The 1,951-nt window shown below is 31.8% G+C and carries 1 protein-coding gene; it reads left to right on the top strand.

The window, feature by feature from the left end:
• Window positions 1–436 precede the first annotated feature (436 nt).
• Entirely contained in the window at window positions 437–1,813 is a 1,377-nt protein-coding gene (locus B4Q04_RS22335) for a coiled-coil domain-containing protein (RefSeq protein ID WP_088698185.1), read from the top strand.
• Window positions 1,814–1,951: the final 138 nt, after the last annotated feature.

The following is a 1,951-nucleotide window of genomic DNA, read 5'->3' as shown; positions in this document are numbered from 1 at the left end:
GATTAGTGTAACGAATTTGAAACGGAAAAATAACTAGCCACAACAAAAGTAACCGTTGCACAACTCGTCATCGGGAATAAATTGATGGTTTTTGAATTATTAGAAATATTAAAACTCAATATGTCAGCTAGTTACATCTTATAAAAAATAACTTAACAAGTACGTATTGATGGTATTCATAGTTGCGCAACAAGCACACAACCTATAAACAATACGGGCTTCGGGCTTAATCGCTGGATTTGTATATTTTTATGAAGACCGCAAAATCTTTTGGATTTTGCTCTGGAAAGAAAAAAAATAAATCAAAACAAAAAGATTTCGCTATGTGCATGGCGGAAAGCAAACGCTAGTTTGCTCCCGTACTGTTCATAGCTCAACCGTTAGCGTTCATTATGAATCAGAGACCTTAACTAACATTGAATAAAAACCAATACTTGTGAATACAAATCAAATTAATGATTTAAAAGCGCGAATTTCAAATATTGAACAACTTGAAATAAACTCATTAGTTTCCGAAATATTTAAAGACCAGGATATTGAAAATATTTCAATTGGACAGTATAAAGTTCCAGAATTTGTTTCAACGTTAAAAAGGCTAATTAAACAATTCAAAATTGAATTTGAAGAGAATGGACATTTTCTTCCATTTCAATACAATTATCAAAATGAATTTGGGAGTGGCAATCTTAAAAGTGATTTTCAAAACCTTGCAAGTCAATTGGGAGGTAAAACCCACACCAATTTAAACAGTTCTGTTTCATTTATTAATCGATTGGTTTACTACCAAATTGCAAATGGATTTTGGGATAAATCGACTCGAAAATATCATAAAGCGAGTGAAATTAAAATAACTGAATTAAAGGACCAGTTAGATTTAATAAGTAAACAGCTTGGAAAGTATGGAGAGAACTACAAATTGATGGTTGATGAGCTTAATAAAAAGAAAGAAGAAATTCAAAATCTCATCAATCAGAAGAATAAAGAACTTCAACAGATAACTAATAATCTCCAGACATCAAATTCAAATTCAAACCAAATAACTCAACTTTTAACAAAAGCCACTTCAACAAACGAAAAAATCAATGGACTTTTAAATCAACAAACACAAAATTTAGATAATCAGAAAAAGAAAAGCGAAAATCAAGATTCATATTTCGAGAAACAAACTCAGACATTTAAAAAAATTGAAGTTACGCTAGAAAAGAAGATAGTTGAAGTTGAAACTCAAATTGCCGACTTCAACAAAAAATTGGAATTTGTTGAAAGTAAAAAGGAATATTTTGAAGAGCGAAATGATTATCTGGATGAATTAATAGGTCGTGAGGTAGGAGCTTCGTTATTTGAAACATTTAAACAAAGAAAAAAAGAACTTGAGAAACCTGTAGGTAAATGGTTATGGATTGTAATTGCGATGGCTGTTCTTACTTTTGGTGCAATATTAGTAATATTTACGAATGCATTTGGCATTCTAGGAGATGTCCCAAACGAGCTTTCAACAATTAGACTGATAACAAATTCAATAAAAACGTTACCATTCTTTTTTCTGCTTTTTTATGCCATTGCCCAATACAATAAAGAAAGAAATTTTCAAGAAGAATACGCTTTTAAATCTGCAGTTGCATTAACAATCAAAGCTTATTCTGACATAATTGAGAAAGAGGACTTAAAAGATGAATTAATTCTAAATTCCGTATCTGGTATTTACAAATCACCGACAATTTATAAGACTAAAAAAACTAAAGAGGACAACACAATTTATGAAACAGCCAAGGATTTATTAAGTACAGCATTAGAAGTAATGAAAAAGAAATAACAACGAAACGCTAATCGAGTGGATGGCTCCGCCATCAAATGACGGAGTGCACCCCTCACACCACCGTACGTACGGGTCTCGTATACGGCGGTTCGTAAATCATCAAACCAAGGCTCTTTTCACCCTTGGCACTATCTT

It is taken from the genome of Zobellia sp. OII3 (assembly GCF_002211465.1).
GTDB lineage: Bacteria > Bacteroidota > Bacteroidia > Flavobacteriales > Flavobacteriaceae > Zobellia > Zobellia galactanivorans.
Note: the sequence above shows the minus strand (reverse complement) of the source record. Positions and strands in the feature narration are given on the sequence as shown.